A 19336-nucleotide genomic window follows, 5' to 3' on the forward strand; every position below is an offset into this window, starting at 1 on the left:
ACCGCTTTGGACCAACGGGTGACGAACCGTTGCGCCCGTGGCCAAGACCTGGCCTGAAACCATTTGCATTCTCCGCCAACGCCATTTAAGATGTTGAATGACATCCAAATCGTAGGCATCGGCATTTTCGATGTCAATGGAAATCCAAGATTTCGCCGGAAGAGGCGTCGTGAGGAAATCGAGAGAGGAGGCGGCGCAGACCCGCAAGCGGATCATCGCGGTCGCGGCGGGCGAGTTCCGCAAGAACGGGATCGTCGCGACCGGGCTCAATGACCTGATGAGGGCCGCCGGACTGACTCACGGCGGCTTTTACAAGCACTTTGAGTCGAAGGATCAATTCGTCGCGGAGGCCTGCGCCGCGGCCCTGGAAGCGTTGACCGAGCGAGTGACCGCCGCCGGTTCAGGAGCCGCGACGTCGTATCTCACCACCCGTCATCGAGACAATCCTGGCGACGGATGCCTGCTTGCCGCGATCGGCAGCGAGCTTGGCCGGTGTGACGAAACGACGCGAGCCGTGGCGTCTGACGGCTTGCTGAAGCTCGACGAGATCATGGCGGGGCAGTTCGGCAAGAGTCCGCCCGCGGCCGCGAGACGGCGCGCCCTGGTGGCGGTCTCGACGACGATCGGCGTGCTGACCCTGTCGCGGCTGGTGACCGCCCCTGAGTTGTCGGCGGAGATTCTCAAGGAGGCGGAGAAGAGCTCGATCAAAGCATAAGCGGCCAATCCCTTGGACCTCCGGGCAACCCCCGCGGGGTCTCGGGACTTAAACCACGGCTTGCGCCTCGAATCGCCCAGGCAAGGAAATCGATCACCAGCCTGCTCGTCGCCCGCCGCCACAAGGAGTGATTCCTCGTTCGTGACGGCTTGATCCCGGCTCATCGCGGTGCGAAATGGCGGGCATGCGCGACGCGGACTTCACGGTCCTTGATCGATCCACCCCTCAGCCCCAATCAGTTTGACGAACCGACACCCCATGATCGAGCGACTCTCAGGCCGGCCATTTTGCTTCCGGAAGAGCATGAGCTCTTGGCTATACTCATCGCCCACGGGCGCCACCAGTCGGCCCCCTTCGATCAACTGATTGAAGAGGGCCGATGGAAACCCAGGCGCCCCCGCGGTCACCAGGATGCGATCGAACGGGGCTTCGGCCGGCCAGCCGAGGGTGCCGTCGCCGATCAGGTAACGGATGTTCGTCCGCCCGAGGCCATCAAGGATCGTCCGCGCCCGCAACGAGAGCGTGGCGTGCCGCTCGATGGTGAAGATCTCCCCCTCCTCGGCCATAAGGCTCAGGACGGCCGTTTGATAGCCGCTGCCGGTGCCGATTTCCAAGACCCGCTCGGTTCCTGTTAATGCGAGTTCCAGGGTCATCACGGCCACCATGAACGGCTGGCTGATCGTCTGGTCGTGGCCGATCGGAATCGCCCGATCGTCGAGGGCGAACCGGCGCTCCTCGGGAGGGAGGAACTGCCGGCGCGAGAGTCGGGCGAGAACGTTCAGGAGACGGGGATCACGGATTCCCCGCTGGCGAACTTGTTGCGCAATGGCGGCGCCAGGGAATGGGTCACGCGGTCTGTGGCTGGGCATGCTCGCTCGCCTCGTCGAGCTGAAAGTCCTTCACCTCGAGCTGCACTTCGCGACGTCCGTTCCACTCGTTGATCGAGGGGTGAAACACGAACGAACAGAGCGTATTCGCCGTGAGTGACTTGGCCCGATCGGCCATGTTCCAGGCAATCGCCTTGACGACCAACGACCCCTGCATCAAGCGAAGCTGAAGATGATTCTTCCGCTCCCCCACGATCCGAGGCTCGCCAAGCAGACGCACTCCGCTGGCCAGCAGTAGCGGCCGCGGATTGCCCATCCCGTGCGGCTCGAGCATCTCCAGCGTCTCAACCAACTTGGTCGACAGCATCGCCAGCGGGACCTCGGCGTCAATCGTGAGTGACTTTCGTAATTGTTCGGTGGTCAGCGTCTCGCGGCAATGGAGTTCGAACCGCTCCGCGAACGCGGCGAGTTGGCCAACCGGAAGCCTGAGACCGGCCGCCGCCGCATGGCCACCGAAACTGATCAGTCCCTCGGCGCATTGGTGAATCGCCTCATACAGGTCGAGACCAGGGATCGACCTGGCCGACCCTTGCCCCACCTCATCGCCCAGCGCGACCACGACGGCCGGCCGATGGTAGACTTCCGCCAGGCGGCTGGCGACGATCCCGATCACCCCGGGATGCCATCCCACTCGCCCCAAGACGATCGCGCCTCGGCTCCCTAATCCCCCTTGCTCCGTGATCATCTGATGGGCTTCGGAGACGATCTTGTGCTCGAGGTCTTGCCGCTCCTTATTGCACTGATCGAGTTCCCCGGCAATCTTACCGGCCAACTCCACATCGTGGGTCGTGAGCAACTCTACGGCCTTCATCGCCCGTTCCAGACGTCCCGCCGCGTTGATCCGAGGGCCCATGTTGAAGCCGATATTTCCAGCCGTCAACTTTCGCTTGCCGAGGCAGCCGGACACCTCCATCAAAGCGCGGATCCCCTCGGTCGGCTCGGCGTACATCCCGATCAGCCCGCGGCGAACGAGGATCCGATTTTCGCCCTTGAGGGGCACCACGTCCGCCACAGTCGCCATCGCGACCAGGCTGAGTGAACAGACGAGGAAATCACGGAGGTGGGGAGACGCCTTCTTACCGTCGCCAAACCCCTTGGCAATCTGCCAGGCAAGCTTGAAGGCAACCGCCGCGCCACAGAGGTCGCCAAACGGATAGCGGCTGCCTTCGAGTCGAGGATGGACGATCACGTCCGCCTCGGGCAATTCGCTCCCGACCGTATGATGGTCGGTCACGATGAACTCAACGCCGAGCTCTCGCGCCAGTCGGGCCTCATTCACGGCCGAAATGCCGCAATCGACCGTGACGATCAGCTCCGCCCGCGACTCCGTTACGAGTCGCCGCAAGGCGTCGGCATTCACCCCGTAGCCTTCTTCGACCCGATGCGGGATGTAGTAATCGAGTTGCTTCGCACCTGCCAGGCGGAGGCAGTCCCAGAGGATACTGGTGCCACAGACGCCGTCGACGTCATAGTCGCCATAGATCACGATCTTTTTCTGAGCACGGACCGCCCTGATGATCCGATCAGCCGCCTCCACGACCCCGGGCAGCAACTCAGGATCATGAAGCGACGAGAGTCGCGACTCGAGAAACGCCAGGGCAAGCGTCGGTTCTTCGATTCCCCGATTCAGCAAAATCTGAGCGACCAGCGGCGGAATGCCCGCGTCACGGCCCAGGGCCGCGGTCCGATCCGGATCATGGGGTCTCAACCGCCAGCGCGTGCTCATCCGCCGCTTTCCTCTCGCCCGTGAAGGCTTAGAACCAGCCCCGGCGCTTAGCAAAGAGATAGAGGAACCCGGGCATGAATAGCATAATCAGACACGACCCCACGAAGAGCGTCCGCTTGGGCATCCAACTGTCGAATTCGAGCGTGCCGCCAAAGAAATTCATTCCAAAAAAACTCGTCAGGAACGAAAGCGGCAGAAACATCACTGTAACCAGCGTGAATGCCTTCATGATATCGTTAGTGCGATTGGAGATCGCCGAGAGATAGGTATCCAAGGCTCCGGAAATGAGGTCGCGGAGACTCTCGGTAATATCATGGATCCGGACGACATGATCATACACGTCGCGGAAGTAGACGCGATGCTCGGGGTTGACCGGATCGTATTCGTCACGGGCCAAGCGATTGAGCACTTCACGTTCGGGGGCGAGAATGCGGTGGAGCCGGAGCGCTGATCGCTTGACCTGAAAAATCGCTTGGAGCGTGGTCGGAGTCGGCCGGTCGAACACCTCGTCCTGCGCGGAGTCGATCGCCTCATCGAGATGCTCGATCGCGGGAAGGTATTCGGCCACGCTCATGTCGAGGACGTGGTAGAGCAAATGCCCAGCCCCATGCTTGAGCCGGTTCGCCGGGTCCCGTTCGATATTGCGGCGGAGTTGATCAAGGATTTTCAGCGGTTCGTTGTGGTAGGTCACCAGGTAATTGCGCCCGAGGAACAGGTCGAGCTCGTGGAGCCGAACGCTGTCGGTATCGGGGTCGAAGTCGATGGTGTGAAAGACGATGTAGAGATATTCCCCCCAGTCGTCGACCTTGGCGACGTGGGTATCCTTGACCGCATCCTCGATCGCCAGGGGATGAAAGTGGAAAACGCCGTCGAGCAGCTCTTCCACCCGGCGATCGGTGTTCTGGGTTTGATCTTCGATCTCGACCCAGAGGGTTCCCTTCGCGTCGTCGAGCGCCTGCGGAATCTGGTCGATCGGCCAATCGAAATGGATCTGACCGTCGCCGTCCCGGTAAACGACCTTGATCTGGAGGCCCGTGACGCTTTGTCCCGTCGAGACGGTATCGGCTTGCAGCGCACTCATCGGCACGGATCCCGGGGATATCGAGTCTCAAGGACGTTGCAGAGCGGCTTTTTGATCCTTGATCGCTTCTTCGTAGAGATCGATCGCAAGCTCCGAGCGGTGTTGAGGGATCTTGCGCCTGATCGGGCTGGCGAATGGATGAAATTTGTCGGCCAGATCAGGACCAATCGGTGCATTGACCAGCCCGATTTGATTCCAACCCACCGCAACCCGATCGGCCTCGAACGAGCCATCAGGGCGAATGGGCACGGATCGGAGCTTGCCTACCGTCCCGTCCACGGGAATGAATTCAATCCAGCCCTTCCAGTCCTTCCCGATCGAGCGACTGCCCAGGCGAATTATACCGGAGACCGAGGTCGTCTCGAATCGCTCCGGCCCCAATTCCTCCCGACATCCCGACAGGAGTAGGCCAAGGATCGCAATCGATTGGCTCAAGGATCGCGGATGCCAACGCATACCACCGCCCGGGCTTCGAGAGGCCGAGGACCTGGATCGGTGATGATGCGCACGGTCGCCGCTCATGGCCGATCGTCCGGCTCCCAACCAGTCCATCGGCTAAAATCGAGGAGGACTGCACGGAAGATCGCGAGGTCGCCGACTTCGACCGAATCCGCGCCTACGGTCTCGGAAATTAACGGGAGCAGGCGGCCTCCGCGCCGGCCGCGGCCGGCATGGGGACCAAGCTGGTCGCGAAAGGCAAAGATCAGCCCCCCCACCTGCCTCTCGCCGGCGAGACGACCGATGGGTCCCAGCATCGCGAGGACGCCGCCACGCTGATTCAGACCGGCACGAGCGCCGGTTCCACCGGTGGCGAGGACGGTCCCCCCTTGCTGAGCATACGCCAGGCCCTCGCCCGCGTCCCCCAGGATGAGGATCCGGCCCGCCCGTAGGCCACGCCCCGCGCCATCCGCGGCAGGCCCGCGACAGACAATCGTCAGGCCCGGAGCATCCATCTCAGCGGCCAGTTCCGGACCCGCGCGTCCCTCCACCTCAACGACCGCGTTCCAGGCTCCCTTGAGGCCGGCCGCCAGGAACCGCTGGCCCTCGGCGCCGGCGAGACAGACAAGCTTCGCCCCCGAATCCAACCGCTGAACCAGCTCCGCGTTGATCTTCTCATAGTCGCGGATGTCGGGAACGGAGACGACCGCGGTCTCGCTTGCTGAATCAGGTGGAGTCATTTGCCGCGAACCGCGCCGGCGACCTTGGGGTCTTCGGCTCGAACATCGGCAATCTCGGCTTTCAGCGGGAACTGCTTGTCGCCGAACTGATTGTCGTCCGGAACATTCTTGTCGAGGAAGGACTTCAAGACCGCCACCTTATCGCTCAATTCCTTGGCGTACTTGTCCCGATTCCCCTTGGGAGCCTTGAAAAGTTCGACCGCCGACTTGGCAACGGGCTTGATCTGATTGCCCAACTGCTCGATGAATCCACGGTTGTTCCCGAGGTTGGGCATCCGGAGCAGGCCCGACTCTCGGGCCCCTTCCACTCCGTAGAAGCTCGGATAGATCTGGTAGAGCAAGGGCGCGGCGTAGGACTGGGCCAGCGTGATGTTCGTGCCATAGGTGGCCAGGATCCGCTCGCCGAGCTCGGCGGCAACCTCACCGCCATAGTAGGCGACGAGTTTGTAATTAAACTTTCCATTCGCGGCACTGACCCGCATCATGCCCAAGGTCCAGGCCGCTTGAGCACGAACTTCGAGCCGAACCGCGGGGTCTGCAAGCATTTGCATGGCGGCGGTGGCCATCTCCAGCTTCGCCTGCGCCCGAGGATCGGCGGCCATCCGCAACGCCCCCAGAGCCTCGAGAGCACGCAATTGCGCGGGCCAGGGCAGGCTCTTATCAGCCAGCCAATCCACCAGGGCATGAGCCGACTTGGCGGTCGCAGTCGTCCCACCAGGGAGATCCTGGTAGCCTCCGCCCGGGATTTGGAGAATATTGAGCAGGCCCCGTGCCGACCAGATTTTCACCCAAGTCGTCTGGTCCTTGTCATTGAGCTGCGTGATGAATGTGTCGATCGCGTCGGGGCTTCCCGTCTTCCCAAGGAGGATCGCCGCCTCAAGTCGGGCCAGCAGGTGGTTCTTCAGCAGCTTGGGCGCCACCGACAGAAGCGCCTCGGTATAAGCTTTGAGGAACGCTGCGTTGTTCGCCCGCTTTGCCAGCTCGATCGGGGTGGAAAGATTGGCGCTGGCGTCACGAAACCCGACCGCCGCCGCGGCATTGGGACCCGCGCCTGGATTGGGCGCAATCAATCCATTGATGAACGAACGGTTCGTCAGGTCAGCCGTGTACTTGATCACGTATTTCTGAATCAGGTCACGGTCGAGCGCCCCACCCTTCGCCATCGCCTCGATTTCGCGGATCTGTCGTGGGTTGAACGTGCCCGAAGGAAGGGGCGTGAACGTGTTCTCGTTCGCCTTCGTTGCATTCGGATCGACGAAGATCTCCACCGACGCCGTGGTTTCGTGCTCTTTCGCCTCGGCTTGATCCCCAGCCTCCGGCTTTGCCGCAGGAGCCGCGACCGCTTTCTTCTTGGTGTCGTCGGAGTTCTCGGCCGATTTCCCGGCCTCCGTGAGCGGCGTGGTTTGTTGTGCCTGGAGCGTCAGCGGAAGGACGCCGAGCAGCACGATCGAAGGCCACACCCACGAGCACCCCCGTGGCATCCTCGGGGCGAGCGCTTTGATCATGGTCGCCAACCTCTTGGTTAAACTCGCGGCCCTAACAACCCGGTCGAGTCACGGCCCGAGGCCCACGTTACGCCGGGTCTGGTGCGATAGTCATGTGCGATTGTCGCCACGCAGCCAAGACTCTCGGCCGATTGGCCGGGACGTAGATGACCGCGCAACTGGGACGGGAACTGCGGGGACGACTCAACACGCAAATCCACCCGCTTTTGGGGCGGCGTACACGCTGGCTCGACCCGTCGGAACAACAACTCATCTCAAGTTGGTCCAGGTACTTCCATCGAGGAATACCCGCTCCAAAGTTAACCTGCTAATGCCCCCCTGTCAAGTCAACCAAACCCTCCCGGCCGGGTCTCGACCCCCGCCGGCATCACCCGAGATCAAGAAAAAGTTAAACATTAAACGAATAAACCAGGAAAAGCAGGGGAAATAGGCATTACCCCTCCTCAGTCCCCTTTCCAGTTGGACGCCCTCAGCGCAATTTCGTTCCCTGGAGGAGTGGGGGAATCGAAGGCGAGACGGCCCTGTTCGGGGTGGGGGAGTTGTTCCCGAGGGCCATCGCCCGTAGAATCTGGCAATAATCCTCCGGAAACTAGGCCAAGACATGTGGCCCGCGAGCGCCATGTAGGGCACGTTGGCTGTTCGGTCGATTGTGGAGATTGCCTGGGTATGGTCGAACGCCGTTATATCTTTCCTGGCATCATCGAGCTCAATGTCCAGGCCAGACGCCGACTTGGGGTGAATATTTACCTCATCGACGGCGGCACGGAGTACGCCTTGATCGACGTCGGCTTCCTCGACGAGCTCTCTGAAGTCCTCGAGCTGATCCGGCAGATGAATTTCAGCCTTTCCAACTGCAAGATGATCCTGGCGACCCATGCCGATGCCGACCACACTCAGGGTCTGGCGCGGGCCCGCGAGGTGCTCAAGTGCAAGGTTGCCGCCCACCCCAAGAGCGTCGCCCCGCTCCAGGATGGCGACGAGGTGCTCACCTACGCGCGGATTGACGCCCAGAACATCCACATCCCGATGCCCCGTTGCAAAGTCGATATGACGATCGATGAAGGCGACGTCGTGACGATCGGCGATCGGAAGCTCGAGGTCTGGAGCACGCCGGGCCACACCGCCGGTCAGCTCTCGTTCCGGATGGGTTCGCTTCTGTTCTCGGGCGACAACATCTTTCGGGATGGGTGCGTGGGGGTGATCGACGCACACCACGGGTCGAATCTCGTGGAGTTCATTGCCAGTCTCAAGCGGATTCGCGCCTGCGACGCGGAGTATCTCCTCCCCTCGCACGGTCCGATCTTCCGAAAGGACAACGCGCTGCTCGACGCCACAATCGCCCGGCTCGAGTCGTACACCCATATGGCCGACTTCGGGACCTGTGCCGTCGATTGGCCGCTGCTCGACGAGTGGGAAGACGAGCTCGTGCAAGGAAAGCTTAACCTCTGATCGCGTACGGACGAAGCCTGTCGGGTGGGTAGATCGGGCCCACCCGATATCGCCCCGAGGGTGAATCGACGCCCAACGGATTTCATCACGTCTTCCCCCACACATCCACACCCACCAACCCGCGACTCAAACGGCCTGGTGGGCGGCGTCCGAGGAATGGTCAGTTGCGACCACTCCCCGACGCGCTCGCGAACCGGTTTCAGCCTGCCGATTCGCGAAGCGGCAGGTTGATGCCAATCGGGCAAGATAAAGCCGTTGCGCCGTGCTCACCTCACCAAACTTGCCCACGACCGGTTCTCGGATCTCCTTCGGCCGAGAACGAGGACGAAGGCTGATTTCGGGGAGGAAATCGGCTCAAGTCAATCGCCCGATTGACCGACAAGTCGCGATTGACGGCCGAAGGCATCGCGCATAGAATCCCGCGCCCAGGGCCGGCGACACGGATCGTTGACCGGTAGGTTTCGTCAGGCGGAACGGAGGTCGTCGCATGCACGTAGCGTTGAGTCTCTTCGTCGTAGCTCTCCTCGGAGCAGATTCATCCCCGAACCCGGGGCATCCCCCGATCCAGTATCGAGTCAAACTGCTTGAGATGGATGGGTTGAAGTGGCGTGAGTCGATCTACGCCCGACTTCAGCCCGTCTCGCGGCAGGGCTCGTGCTCGATCTGGACGGCCAATCAGGAACTGATCAAACCCTTGGTGGATCAGGCGAGCCGGGTCTTGATGAGCCCGCAAGTCATGGCGGACCCCGACGCCATGGCGGTCTATTCCCAGCGGACGACCCGCAAGGTCGCCTCGCAGCTCACGCGGCACGCTGACGGCCCCGTCGACCATGCCCTGGCGGTCGCTTATACCACCGATCACGAGGATCTCCGTGAGGGCTGCCAGTTCACGATGTCGGGACGAAAACTCGACCAGGGCATGCTCGTGAGGATGGTCGTCGAGGAAACGCGGATCGCCGCAATTCACCAGGTGAAATTGACCGAGTTCGTCCCCAAGAAAGACGAGCAGGACGAACCGACGACCCTCAGCCCCAAGCTCGATGTGCCGGAAGTCGTCAAAGAGTCGCTCCAAGGGGAGTGGCTGATCCCCAATGGCGGAGTCCTCGTGGCGAGCCTCGGCGCCCACACGATCGACGACGGCCATGGAAAGGCCGTTGTCCGTGAACGCCTGATGCTGGTCGAAGCCAGCCCTGTTGCCACGCGGACCACCGTCGATTTGACGCGGGCGATCGGCCGAAGCTTCACATTCGTGGCACCCGCCCGAGCCCCCATGATCCCCATGCCCGGCCGGGTTCCGGACATGCCCAGCCGCTCACTGCCGATGGCCCGCACCGCGGATGGAACGCCCGTCCCACTGCCACCGCTGCCGGAATCCCAGGTGCCTCCGACCTCGCTCCCCGGAACCTCCGAGCCGTGCGCCACCCCGCAGACCGCACCCCGACCCAAATCCGAAAGCGACGAAGCGGGCACGCCTCCCATCAAGGACAACGACATCGAGGCGCCCAAGTCGGTCGACCTCGAATCGCACAAAGCAAGTTATCACCCCGAGCCCAGTGCGACCGGTACGCCTGGAATTTCGCCCCAAAGCTTCTGGGCCACGATCAAGCCCTACCTGCTCCGTCTCCCGCTCGGCCCGGGAGTCGACATCGAAATCAGCGCGACGGTCAAACCCTCCACCAAGCCCTAAGCCAAGCCGCCGTAACGCCTGACAACGACGAACCCGCCCACGAAACGATCTCGGGTGGCAAGGGCCTCATCGGCACCTGCCACCCTTTTTTTTTCAACGATCCGCCAATGGGCTAAAAACCAGTAGGATTTGGGTGTTTCTGCAAAAGGTTTACCCGAAAAGAGTTGCGTCGCTGCGTCGACTGCAAACCATGACAGGATAACGACTTGCTGCGTCCGCTCTTTTCAGTTGGTTTTTAGCCCATTGGCGGATCGTTGTTTTTTTTGCATGGCTTCACGGCCTCGTCGCCGTCTGATTCTCCATCCTCCCGGTGCAACGATTTTCTCACCCACCCACGAGACAGAGCAGGACTTCGAGCGTTCGTGAACCGTCCGTCTCCGCGAAGCGACGCCTCGGACTTCGCCCGCGAGCGTGGGGGGCTTACAATGAGACCCGGCGATCGTTCATTGCGTCTGGGCGGACTTGTCTCCTTTCCGAGGAAGACCGCCTCGGACCCGTTCCTGCCGCACACCAGACTCGTACAGGGATATGCTCATGCCCGACCCCCGCTGGGAGGCTCTCGCCGACATCCTGATCGGCCACTCGACTCGGCTCGAAAAAGGGCAAGTCCTGCTCATCGAGTGTTTCGATCTCGACGATAGCACCCTGCCCCGGCTCCTCGTCCAGAAAGCCGCGAGAAAAGGCGCCTTTCCCCTGGTTGAGACCAAGGACACGCGGATCATTCGCGAGCTCATCAAGAACGCTTCGGAGGGGCAGATGCGTGCCCTGGGCGACTTCGAGCTGCACCGAATGAGCCAGGTTCACGCCTACATCGGTCTCCGAGGCGCGCGGAACATCAACGAGATGTCCGACGTGCAGGGGGAAAAGATGAACCTCTACAACACGCACTACCTCAAGCCGGTCCACTTCGAGTGCCGGATCAAGCAAACGAAATGGTGCGTCCTCCGGCTCCCCAACTCGAGCATGGCCCAGCAGGCCGGGATGAGTACCGAGGCGTTTGAGAACTTCTATTTTGATGTCTGCAACCTCGACTATCCTCGACTCGCGAAGGCGCTGAGGCCGCTGGTCGAACGCATGACCAAGGCACGAGAGGTTCATATCAAGGCGCCGGAGACGGACCTGCGGTTCTCGATCGAAGGGATCCCGGTCATCCCTTGCTCGGGCGAGATGAATATCCCCGACGGCGAGGTCTTCACCGCCCCCGTACGCAACTCGGTTCAAGGTCACGTTCGCTTCAATACGCCGACGATCTACCAAGGTTCCTCGTTCGACGGCGTCCGGCTCGACTTCCGGGACGGGCGGATTGTCGAGGCGCACTGCACTGGGGGCGATGTCAAGAAGCTGCGGCGGATCTTCGAGACTGACGAAGGAGCCTCCTTCATCGGCGAATGGTCGATCGGGTGCAACCCGAGGATCCTCCATCCGATGCGGGACATCCTCTTCGACGAGAAGATCGCCGGCAGCTTTCACTTCACCCCCGGCAACGCGTATGATGAGGCAGACAACGGCAATCGTTCGAAGATTCACTGGGATCTCGTGCAAATCCAACGATCCGACTATGGGGGCGGGAGCATCGCATTCGACGGCGAGCCGATCCGGGTCGACGGCCGATTCATCCCCGAGGATCTCCAGGCACTCGATCCTGAATAATTGACGAGGAACGTGCCCCGAACCCACGAGAGAAGCGCTCCATGCTCACGACTCTCCTCCTCGCGCTGGCCCTGATCGGCCAGACCAAGAGCGACCCTGACCAGTTCCCGCTCGCCCTGCACCGGAGCATGGAGATCGACGACCTCGACCGCGAAATCCAGCGGTTGCACGATACCGTCCTGCTCAAGCGCGCCCAGTTGGTCAGCACCAAACGCCTATCGCAACGCGGGCTGGTGAGCCGGGCCGACCTCGAACGGGAATCGGCCTCGCTACGCTACGAGGAAGCCCACGAGGCGGAATCGACCGCCTATCGGAATTTGAAGATCTACGAGCGCGACGTGATGGGCCGTGTCATCTCGGCCGACGAGGTCAAGGCGTACTCGCTCCTGCTCGACTGGGTCAAAAAACAGGCGACCATGGCCCAGGTCGACCTCGATTTTCGCGACTACACCCTCAAGCAGACTCGCGTTCTCTTCCAGCGAAAGGCGATCAGCCGACAAGAGCTCGACGACGCGGAACAGGCCTTCAACACCGCTCAGGCAAGCCTGGCCCTCAGCAAGTCGCGCGAGGCGCAAATCGTCATGGAACTCGCCGCGCGTCGAGGGGAAAAGTCGTACGACTCCGTGGAGTATCAGCGACTCAAAGGTTCTTACCTCAAGGCGCGGATCCAGTATTTCGAGGTCGTGACGGCCGGCTCCAAGAGCCAGTTGACGATCGCCCAACAGCGCTCGGCTCGCGGCCTGATCGCGACTGAGGACGTCGCCCTGTTCCAGAGGGCCGTCGATGACGCCGAGGCCGCCCTGGCCGCTGAGCGAAAGAAGCTGGAAGAGAACGAGTCCGACCCGGTTCAACCCGCGACGACGAACTGATCAGCGACCAAGTCTCGTCGGCCGGGCCGATGCTTCGCCCGGCCGTCGAGTCGTCGCCAGCTCCACGGCTTCCCTCATTCGTGCGTTTCGCCCTTGCCGAGCGAATTCTCGCGGGCGCGACCATTCTTGCCTCGGCGTTGGGTCTCGATGCCTTCGATGAGGCGCTCGACTTCCGCGGTGAATTGACCGTGGGATCGGAGCAACTCGGCCGCCTGGGGAAGCCGCATCTTGCCAAGATAGATCAGTCGGTAGGCTTCTTCCAGGGCCGCGATCGCGTCCTTGGGGAGTCCCTTTCTCCTCAGGGCCGACGCATTGACGCGACGAACCTTGGAGGGGATCCCGTCCGCCCGCATATACCGAGGGACGTCCTGGGTCGCCTTCGACTTCATCCCGACGAAGCTGTAGGCGCCGATCGTCACGTTATGAATGATGGCCACCCCGACGGCAAACCCGGCGTGGTCTTCGACGTGGACATGGCCGCCGAGCATCGTCCATTCGCCGAGCGTGATGTCGTCCCCTAACTTGCAGTCGTGGGCCACATGCGCCGAGGCCAGCAACGTGTTCCGGCTGCCGATCCGCGTGAGTCCGTCCTCTTTCTCGGAGGCGCGGTGGATCGTCACCCCATGGCCCAGGAGGTTGCAATCGCCGATTTCCACGCGGGTGGGACTGCCGCGATAGGAAACGTCCTGCGGGACGTCGCCGATCGAGACAAACGGACCGATCCGATTGAACTCACCGATGGTCACTCGGCCTGAGATGCAGACGTTGGCGGACAGGCGGGTCCCGCGGCCGATCCGGACTTCGGGCCCAATGACGCAAAAGGGACCGACCTCGACGTCGTCGGCCAATTCAGCGCGAGGATCGACATAAGCTCTGGGTGCGATGATGGTCGTCACGTTCGGCATCCCCAATCCCTTGAGGTCCGTGGGATCGGCCTCAACGCCTATTGCATAGGCGTGGCGACCGCCACGTTCGTCCGCTCGGACGACCTCGGTAAAGGAGCCGATCCAATGCCCCGCCGAGTTCTCTCCCGAGAGCATACACCCTAAACGACGCCCCGTACCAGGGTCGAGTCATTTGGTTCTTTTACCAGGCCACGCACCGCGCACACAGATTCGAGCGCCGCGTTCGACCCGGCTTGGCGAAATCCTGGGTCTCTGCTACCATCCCGCACCCTCTTGAGAGGGCCGCGGGCGCCTTACTCGCTTCGAGATTGTTGGAGTCGGTTCCATGCTCCCTCACCGGATTTGGCGTCGCCGCTTGCTCGCGGGGGCGTTGCTCATCGTGGCCTGTCACCAGATCTGGCGCCATGGCCAGGACTACGTGTTCATCGACAAATTCGCAGTCGTTGTACCGGGGCGGATTTACCGCGGCGCCTGGCAGCAAGACTGGCCCATGCACAGGCTTGTGCGTGACTATCAGATCAAGACAGTCGTGGCGCTTGCCCATCCTCCCGAGAGCCCCTTGGTCGCCAAGGAGAAGGCCCTCGCCGACGAGTTGGGATTCCGCTGGATCCATATCCCGATCGTCGATCGCCGCGCCACGGGCGTCTCGCGTTCCTTGCTCGATAGCCTCGAAAAAGCCGCCGACGAATTGGCCGCCCCCGAGAACCAGCCCGTCTACTTCCACTGCCATCACGGCATCAACCGGGCCTCAATGGTTCAGATCGCATACCGAACGCTCCACTGTGGTTGGACGCTGGAGCGCGCGACCGAGGAGATCTCGCGGAGCTTCGGTTTGAAAGAGGTCGCCCACGGCCCCGACTACCGACAGATGACGGCGTTTTACAATGAGCGGGTCCTGCCCCGCCGCCAGACCCGGCTCAACCAACGCGCCCCGGATGGTCTCTCACTTCGCACCTTGATCTCAGGGAATTAGCGCGGTGCCCCTGGGGGTGATCGTCCCATCGCCTTTCGATCCATAACGCGGCGCGGATACCAGTCCCCCAGAGGAACGAGGAGAGGACGCCCGGTGGGCACGGTCCTGTCAACGCCCCTCGGTCGGACGGCTCTCGGCGCGTGTTCCCTTCGCGCCGAGCGTTGCCAGCGAGGCTGGATTTGCAGTCGGTTCCGAGAGCGAGGCCGCGAAACCCGCGATATCACGGTCGCTCAGCGGCGCGACCGTCGCGGCGAACTTCGTGTCGATCGCATTGACGACCATCTGGGCCATGAGCCCCTGCCCCATCGTCCCGAAATGGCGCTGGTCGGCCAGAAAGAGATGATGGAGGTCATTCCCCGATTGGAGCCGGTCGAGTCTCCGGCCTCCGATCAAGGCGTGGTCACGGCTGAACCGATTGGCGATCTTCGCCGCCACATCGAAGTCGGCAACCGCAACCCTCGGTTGGATCAGGGCGAGAGACCGGATCTGGGTGTTATAGGCGTTGAGCGCGGCGGAATAACGATCCAGCAGCTCAACCGACAGTCCTCGATCGCGGACGGCCCCCCGGATCATCGGCAGGTCCCTGATATCCGGGACCGTGACGGCGACGACGTTGACTTGCCGGTTTGCGTTGAGAATCGTCTCCAGGGCGACCCGATAGTTGGCCAGAGCCCGGGGCAACACCTCGCCCAGCGCGGTCGCGGGATTGGCGGAGACGAGCGCATGAATGAAGTCATTCCCGCCCACGAAGATCACGACCAGCGAAACTTCCCCCGCGGCCACCTGGGTGGCCAATCCGGTATGCTGCCCGGCGGCAAGGAGATCCACGGTCGTCGCATCACTCTGGGCCCAGTTGAACTCGTAGCCCTGGTTCCGCGGTTGGCCACGGCTGATCGTACTGAACTGGCCGAAATTGAGACCACGGGTCGCGGCAAGAATCTCCACCCAGTTGCGGCTGCTCATTCGGTCCGGAGAGTAGAATTGATATTCATCTGAATAGCTGTCGCCGAGGACCCCGATTCCGGTAAACTCGCCTGCTGGAACCGCCGAGCCTGGCATCAATGCCAAGATCGACGCCAGAATTCCCTCCTTCAGCCCCCGCATTGCCATACACTCCCGGTGGATACATCATAGGTGGTGATCGATTGAGTGCGCCGTAAACGGCTCGTCAATCGATGATGCGCTCATTCCTCCCTGGAGCATTGGACTGCGCAAAAGTTCCGAGTCACAAACCTCGTCAACCGCCGTCAAAGTGGCATGGCGTGGCGAAATCGGATTGGCAACTCGGAAACAGGTTGATCCACAACCTTCTTCATGAACCAGAACCAGGACAATTACGTCCGAAAGTTGTCCTGTGACGTCGAAAACTTTAGCTCCAATTTTGGAAAAACTAAAGCTTCTTCGGCGTTTCGACGAGGGAAAATCGTCCTCTTTGCAGGCTTGTAGGGGTAAGGAGGGTTGCAACGACGAAAGTTGGCCTGAAAAGGACTTACATTCGTCGACTTCGGCGCTGGCGCCACGGCATGGTGGGGCCGGTAACCCCTTGCAACGCCTTATCCAGTGTCATTAAGTTCACCTTCAGTGTAGGATTTCGGCAACAGACGGCGTGAGAACGTGGGCTACAATGCTCGTAGCCGGAGGAATCAGACGAAAGGGAATGACTGATCGGCTGGGCATTCCTTCCGAGGAGTCGATTGATGAATGACAACCTGCTCGGTTTCCTCAAATCCCGACCTCGCGCGGTGGGTGATGCATTTCGGACCAATCCGCGCCACCAATCGCGACGGCGGGCGATGGTCTCGTGGCAGCAAGGACGAGAGACCCGCACGGTCAAGGCACGCCTGATCGATATCAGTCGAATGGGCGCGGCGCTGACCTCGTCGACTTCGCCGCCCACCGCGGCGTTTGTCCGGATCCGCCTTGTTGGGTCCACTCCGACCCCTTGGATCGAAGGGGATGTGGTCGGCATCGAGCCGACGGATGGAACCTACCGGATCCGGATCAAATTCCGCGAGCCTTGCCCAACAATCATGATCAAGTCGGCCGTGCTCGCGCCCCACACCAGCGACGAGAAAACGACTCGGCCGACCAGCTCGGAGCAACCCTGAACGATGCGCGCGGATCATGAGCCCCCACGAATAAGCCCGGGCCGCTCTCTGGAGAACGGCCCGGGCTCACTCAAGCAGGCTCGATCAAGCGTAGGAATGCGAGTCAACGTCGGACTCGCCCGCAACGACCCTACATCCCCACTTCATGGTGGTGGGGTCTTTCGGACTTTCCCTCGGGCTCGTCACTGGTCAGGCTGAGAAAGCCCAACTCGTCGCCACGATCGGCGAGACTTTGTTCAAGGTCGCAGAGTCCAAGGCAGGCAAGATCATTGGGGAGATCACTGACCCAAAGGTCATTGACTTCGTTCGGGGAGAGTGGCACGCGTGACGCGGTGTCGTCCGGCTGGCCGAGACGCGTCTTCTCTTGTTCGGTTGGGACGTGATGGTGTTGCATCGGTGCTCCCTGGTCGCGCTGGACGACCGTTGGGCCGAGGAACCTACCTCCGTCAACCAATAAGCCGACGGAGCGCGAGTCCTCCACTTCATTCTACGTTCACCAGCATCCGCCGGGCCAGATTCCTTCTCGAGAAACGCGGGACGTTATGGATGCGCAGCCCGAGGGTCGCGATTCTCGGCGCGGAGCGGCCAGTTGGCCCGCCCCGCGCGAGACTTACCGCTCAGTCCCACTTGAGAATCGCCCCCGTGTGGGCGCTGGTGGCCATGCTCGCGTACTTGGCGAGGTAGCCGCGCGTGAAGCGAGGGGCGGGCGCGGTCCAGGCGGCCCGTCGAGTCGCGAGTTCCGCGTCGGAGAGTTGCACCGAGAGCCGGCCCGCGGGGATGTCGATCTCGATGATGTCGCCATCGCGGAGCAGGCCGATCGGACCTCCCACGGCGGCCTCGGGGCTGACGTGGCCGATCGAGGCTCCGGCCGTTCCTCCCGAGAACCGGCCGTCGGTGATCAGAGCGCACTTGTCTCCCAGGCCCACCCCCTTGATGGCGGTGGTGGGAGCAAGCATCTCCTGCATCCCCGGCCCTCCCTTCGGTCCCTCGTTGCGGATGATGACCACGTCGCCGGCCTTCACCTTGTCGAAAACGATGCCGTTGTAGGCGTCTTGCTCGTTCTCGAAGATCACGGCGGGGCCCGTGTGCTTGAGCATCTTGGGGTCGACACCCGCCGTCTTGACCACCGCCCCCTCGGGCGCGAGATTGCCGTAGAGCATCGACAGGCCGCCTGACTGCGAGTAGGCCTTGTCCACGGTCCGGATCACGTCAAACGGATCGAACCCGTCGCCGCCGTCGTTGCCGTTGTCGACCGGGGTTTCGCCCTCGGAGTCCAACACCGCCAATCCGGCCGTCTGCGAGCGCGCCTCGGCCACCACACTCGGCACGGACCAGGCTTGCGTGGTGCGCTCGCCCCCGGCACGGACCCGAGTCAGAGTCTTGGCGACGGCGACCGCATTCGCGTTCCGGACGTCGTAGTCGGCGATGTTCTCCCCCAGGGTCTTGCCAGTCACGGTGGAACAGGACAGGGTGAGGAGGCCGGGGCGACCGCGCTCCACTTCCCCCAGAATCGTGTGGATTCCCCCCGCGCGGGCGACGTCCTCAATGTGGTAGGAACTGGCCGGACTCACCTTGCAGATGTTCGCGACCTTCTTGCTCAACTCGTCGATTCGGCGCATCGAGTACTCGACGCCCGCTTCATGTGCGATCGCCAGGATGTGCAGCACGGTGTTCGTGCTCCCCCCCATCGCCATGTCCAGGATCATGGCATTATCGAAGGCCTCGCGAGTCGCGATCTCGCGTGGCAAGAGCCCGTGCCCTTCACCGAGCCGACCGAAATCCTTGGCCATCTCGACGATCCGCTTCGCCGCGCGTTCGTAGAGCGTCCTGCGGTCCGCGGAGGTCGCCAGGATCGTGCCGTTCCCGGGCAGGCCCATGCCCAACGCCTCGGCCAGGCAGTTCATGCTGTTGGCCGTGAACATGCCTGAACAGCTCCCGCAGGTCGGGCAGGCCGCTTTCTCGATCTCATCCAACTCCGCGGCGGTGATCTGGCCGTTTTGGCGCTTCACGCCGGCGACGAACGCGTCGATCAGGTCGACCGACTTCCCGCTCTCGGTCTTCCCCGCCTCCATGGGGCCTCCCGAGACGAAGACCGTCGGCACGTTGACCCGCATGGCCCCCATGAACATCCCCGGCACGATCTTGTCGCAGTTGGGGATGCAGATCATGCCGTCGAACCGGTGCGCCTCGATCATCGTCTCGACACAATCGGCAATGAGCTCGCGCGACGGGAGCGAGAACTTCATCCCGTTGTGGCCCATCGCGATCCCGTCATCGACGCCGATCGTATTGAACAGGAAGGGCACGCCTCCCGCCGCCCGGACACATTCCTTGACGTAGTTGCCCACCTCCTGCAGGTGGACGTGCCCCGGAATGATGTCGACATGGCTGTTGCAGATCGCGATGAACGGCTTGTCCCAGTCCCCATCACGAACCCCGGTCGCGCGCAGCAAACTGCGGTGCCCCGCGCGTGCGTCGCCCTTTTTGATCGTGTCGGAACGCATGCTGACCCCATTCGTTTCGGTGGGCATGAGGAGGGCTCCCGGCTAACTAATTCCAGGTCGAACGTGCGCGGAAAGGGATCGGCCTGACGATCACGCGCC

17 protein-coding genes are annotated in these 19336 nt (G+C 62.2%); 7 read left to right on the forward strand and 10 right to left on the reverse strand.

Annotated elements, in window-relative coordinates:
- Positions 1 to 169: 169 nt before the first annotated feature.
- Entirely contained in the window at positions 170 to 715 is a 546-nt protein-coding gene (locus tag BUS42_RS10335; RefSeq protein ID WP_074310938.1) for a TetR/AcrR family transcriptional regulator, read from the forward strand.
- Between the two features lie 200 nt (positions 716 to 915).
- Here the strand turns inward: BUS42_RS10335 and BUS42_RS10340 are convergent, their stop codons facing one another.
- From BUS42_RS10340 to BUS42_RS10365, 6 genes are all read right to left on the reverse strand, one after another.
- Positions 916 to 1584 carry a protein-L-isoaspartate(D-aspartate) O-methyltransferase gene (locus BUS42_RS10340; protein ID WP_074306841.1) on the reverse strand — a complete coding sequence of 223 codons (669 nt, stop codon included), beginning with the start codon at positions 1582 to 1584 and terminating at the stop codon, positions 916 to 918.
- On the reverse strand, positions 1562 to 3328 hold the full coding sequence (gene recJ, locus BUS42_RS10345) for a single-stranded-DNA-specific exonuclease RecJ (RefSeq protein WP_074306842.1): 1767 nt from the start codon (positions 3326 to 3328) through the stop codon (positions 1562 to 1564). Before recJ ends, BUS42_RS10340 begins: the two co-directional genes overlap by 23 nt.
- A gap of 28 nt (positions 3329 to 3356) precedes the next feature.
- The gene (gene corA / locus BUS42_RS10350) at positions 3357 to 4409 is read right to left on the reverse strand and encodes a magnesium/cobalt transporter CorA (protein WP_074306843.1); all 1053 of its coding nucleotides are present in this window, start codon (positions 4407 to 4409) and stop codon (positions 3357 to 3359) included.
- A 27-nt stretch (positions 4410 to 4436) separates the two neighbouring features.
- Positions 4437 to 4613 carry a hypothetical protein gene (locus BUS42_RS44960; protein ID WP_254053429.1) on the reverse strand — a complete coding sequence of 59 codons (177 nt, stop codon included), beginning with the start codon at positions 4611 to 4613 and terminating at the stop codon, positions 4437 to 4439.
- A gap of 314 nt (positions 4614 to 4927) precedes the next feature.
- Positions 4928 to 5587 carry a GltB/FmdC/FwdC-like GXGXG domain-containing protein gene (locus BUS42_RS10360; protein WP_074306845.1) on the reverse strand — a complete coding sequence of 220 codons (660 nt, stop codon included), beginning with the start codon at positions 5585 to 5587 and terminating at the stop codon, positions 4928 to 4930.
- Positions 5584 to 7047, reverse strand: coding sequence for a HEAT repeat domain-containing protein (locus tag BUS42_RS10365; RefSeq protein WP_254053430.1), 1464 nt, complete (start codon positions 7045 to 7047; stop codon positions 5584 to 5586). The genes BUS42_RS10360 and BUS42_RS10365 overlap by 4 nt, the downstream gene beginning before the upstream one ends.
- A 711-nt stretch (positions 7048 to 7758) precedes the next feature.
- On the opposite strand from BUS42_RS10365, the gene BUS42_RS10370 reads away from it, so the two are divergent.
- From BUS42_RS10370 to BUS42_RS10385, 4 genes are all read left to right on the forward strand, one after another.
- Positions 7759 to 8541, forward strand: a complete 783-nt coding sequence (locus tag BUS42_RS10370; RefSeq protein WP_074306847.1) for an MBL fold metallo-hydrolase — start codon at positions 7759 to 7761, stop codon at positions 8539 to 8541.
- Positions 8542 to 9028: 487 nt separating this feature from the next.
- Positions 9029 to 10228, forward strand: a complete 1200-nt coding sequence (locus BUS42_RS10375) for a hypothetical protein (RefSeq protein WP_074306848.1) — start codon at positions 9029 to 9031, stop codon at positions 10226 to 10228.
- Positions 10229 to 10762: 534 nt separating this feature from the next.
- Complete coding sequence (locus BUS42_RS10380) at positions 10763 to 11878, forward strand: aminopeptidase (RefSeq protein WP_074306849.1); 1116 nt, start codon at positions 10763 to 10765, stop codon at positions 11876 to 11878.
- Positions 11879 to 11919: 41 nt separating this feature from the next.
- Positions 11920 to 12747, forward strand: a complete 828-nt coding sequence (locus BUS42_RS10385; RefSeq protein ID WP_074306850.1) for an RND family efflux transporter — start codon at positions 11920 to 11922, stop codon at positions 12745 to 12747.
- 74 nt (positions 12748 to 12821) lie between these two features.
- Here BUS42_RS10385 and lpxA read toward each other — a convergent pair whose 3' ends face one another.
- Positions 12822 to 13652, reverse strand: coding sequence for an acyl-ACP--UDP-N-acetylglucosamine O-acyltransferase (gene lpxA / locus BUS42_RS10390; RefSeq protein ID WP_173878239.1), 831 nt, complete (start codon positions 13650 to 13652; stop codon positions 12822 to 12824).
- Positions 13653 to 13977: 325 nt separating this feature from the next.
- Here lpxA and BUS42_RS10395 point away from each other — a divergent pair, with 325 nt between their 5' ends.
- Positions 13978 to 14625 carry a phosphatase domain-containing putative toxin gene (locus tag BUS42_RS10395; protein WP_074306851.1) on the forward strand — a complete coding sequence of 216 codons (648 nt, stop codon included), beginning with the start codon at positions 13978 to 13980 and terminating at the stop codon, positions 14623 to 14625.
- A gap of 108 nt (positions 14626 to 14733) precedes the next feature.
- On the opposite strand, the gene BUS42_RS10400 is transcribed toward BUS42_RS10395, so the two are convergent.
- Positions 14734 to 15729, reverse strand: a complete 996-nt coding sequence (locus BUS42_RS10400; RefSeq protein ID WP_074306852.1) for an SGNH/GDSL hydrolase family protein — start codon at positions 15727 to 15729, stop codon at positions 14734 to 14736.
- A 593-nt stretch (positions 15730 to 16322) separates the two neighbouring features.
- Here BUS42_RS10400 and BUS42_RS10405 point away from each other — a divergent pair.
- The gene (locus BUS42_RS10405) at positions 16323 to 16733 is read left to right on the forward strand and encodes a PilZ domain-containing protein (RefSeq protein ID WP_074306853.1); all 411 of its coding nucleotides are present in this window, start codon (positions 16323 to 16325) and stop codon (positions 16731 to 16733) included.
- Between the two features lie 130 nt (positions 16734 to 16863).
- Here the strand turns inward: BUS42_RS10405 and BUS42_RS10410 are convergent, their stop codons facing one another.
- Together BUS42_RS10410 and ilvD are read right to left on the reverse strand one after the other, a co-directional pair.
- The gene (locus BUS42_RS10410; protein WP_074306854.1) at positions 16864 to 17127 is read right to left on the reverse strand and encodes a hypothetical protein; all 264 of its coding nucleotides are present in this window, start codon (positions 17125 to 17127) and stop codon (positions 16864 to 16866) included.
- Between the two features lie 223 nt (positions 17128 to 17350).
- Positions 17351 to 19264: a dihydroxy-acid dehydratase gene (gene ilvD, locus BUS42_RS10415; RefSeq protein WP_083670125.1), complete on the reverse strand. Its 1914-nt coding sequence runs from the start codon at positions 19262 to 19264 to the stop codon at positions 17351 to 17353.
- Positions 19265 to 19336: the final 72 nt, after the last annotated feature.

This window comes from Singulisphaera sp. GP187 (assembly GCF_900129635.1).
Lineage (GTDB): Bacteria > Planctomycetota > Planctomycetia > Isosphaerales > Isosphaeraceae > Singulisphaera.

Bases quoted from the DNA above. Each gene is read 5' to 3' on its own strand.
- BUS42_RS10340 (WP_074306841.1), bottom strand. From the start codon at position 1,584: ATGCCCAGCCACAGACCGCGTGACCCATTCCCTGGCGCCGCCATTGCG.
- recJ (WP_074306842.1), bottom strand. From the start codon at position 3,328: ATGAGCACGCGCTGGCGGTTGAGACCCCATGATCCGGATCGGACCGCG.
- corA (WP_074306843.1), bottom strand. From the start codon at position 4,409: ATGAGTGCGCTGCAAGCCGATACCGTCTCGACGGGACAAAGCGTCACG.
- BUS42_RS10360 (WP_074306845.1), bottom strand. From the start codon at position 5,587: ATGACTCCACCTGATTCAGCAAGCGAGACCGCGGTCGTCTCCGTTCCC.
- BUS42_RS10370 (WP_074306847.1), top strand. From the start codon at position 7,759: ATGGTCGAACGCCGTTATATCTTTCCTGGCATCATCGAGCTCAATGTC.
- BUS42_RS10375 (WP_074306848.1), top strand. From the start codon at position 9,029: ATGCACGTAGCGTTGAGTCTCTTCGTCGTAGCTCTCCTCGGAGCAGAT.
- BUS42_RS10380 (WP_074306849.1), top strand. From the start codon at position 10,763: ATGCCCGACCCCCGCTGGGAGGCTCTCGCCGACATCCTGATCGGCCAC.
- BUS42_RS10385 (WP_074306850.1), top strand. From the start codon at position 11,920: ATGCTCACGACTCTCCTCCTCGCGCTGGCCCTGATCGGCCAGACCAAG.
- lpxA (WP_173878239.1), bottom strand. From the start codon at position 13,652: ATGCCGAACGTGACGACCATCATCGCACCCAGAGCTTATGTCGATCCT.
- BUS42_RS10395 (WP_074306851.1), top strand. From the start codon at position 13,978: ATGCTCCCTCACCGGATTTGGCGTCGCCGCTTGCTCGCGGGGGCGTTG.
- BUS42_RS10400 (WP_074306852.1), bottom strand. From the start codon at position 15,729: ATGCGGGGGCTGAAGGAGGGAATTCTGGCGTCGATCTTGGCATTGATG.
- BUS42_RS10405 (WP_074306853.1), top strand. From the start codon at position 16,323: ATGAATGACAACCTGCTCGGTTTCCTCAAATCCCGACCTCGCGCGGTG.
- BUS42_RS10410 (WP_074306854.1), bottom strand. From the start codon at position 17,127: ATGCAACACCATCACGTCCCAACCGAACAAGAGAAGACGCGTCTCGGC.
- ilvD (WP_083670125.1), bottom strand. From the start codon at position 19,264: ATGCCCACCGAAACGAATGGGGTCAGCATGCGTTCCGACACGATCAAA.